Origin of the sequence: Sphingomonas epibiotica (genome assembly GCF_039615155.1) — a bacterium.
Lineage (GTDB): Bacteria > Pseudomonadota > Alphaproteobacteria > Sphingomonadales > Sphingomonadaceae > Sphingomonas.
In genome coordinates, this window is record NZ_JBDGHY010000035.1 from 1 (window position 1) to 656 (window position 656).

Here is a 656-nt window from a genome sequence, read left to right on the forward strand (position 1 = left end):
TCACCCCTCCACCTTCGCGGGCGGGGATTGCAGGGCGAGCGGTTCACGATCCTCGTAAACGTAGCATTTCGCCACCCGATCATAGTCAATCGCATCAGGATGGGCGGCAATGAACGTCTGAATATCGGCGCTGGCAACCGCGATCGTCACCTCGAACCGCTTAACGATTTCCGCGCGGCGGATCATGCCAAACGCCTGTAGCTGGGCGCGAATGAAGTCCTGCCGCTGGCGCATGAACCACGTCACTGGCGCGCACCGCAAAAGTGCGGGCGGGCGAGGGCTGCGGCGGGGTCGGTGCCGTCGCTTGGATGCCGGAGCAAGACAAGCTGGGCGAGCGCCAGTCCCGCAAGCGCGCTTATCTCATCCTCGGCCTCATCCCGCACATCTTCAGGCAAGTCGCCGTCTGGATAGTCCGCGAATATACCCTCGTAGGTACATAACGATTGAGCCATCCGGCCGAGGAAATCCGTCTGCTCGCGGGCGATATCGCGACGAGCAAGCTCTATGACTACGGCGATTACCCCATCCCCGGCAGGCGCGGAGGCGAGATCATCGCCCCCCCGCCCGAAGCACGTCATCGGCTTGCGGGCGCGGCAGTCCACCTCCGCATAGCCACATACCGAGCATTTGGCAGGCGCGGAGGCGAGGGCGGCAAG

Annotated in this window: 2 protein-coding genes; both read right to left on the reverse strand. The window is 63.7% G+C overall.

Annotation, left to right across the window (positions count from 1 at the left end):
• Positions 1-234: a BrxR family helix-turn-helix transcriptional regulator gene (locus AAIO73_RS20160; protein WP_526023835.1), complete on the reverse strand. Its 234-nt coding sequence runs from the start codon at positions 232-234 to the stop codon at positions 1-3.
• Between the two features lie 8 nt (positions 235-242).
• On the reverse strand, positions 243-656 hold a 414-nt coding region (locus tag AAIO73_RS20165; protein WP_345880585.1), incomplete at its 5' end, for a hypothetical protein.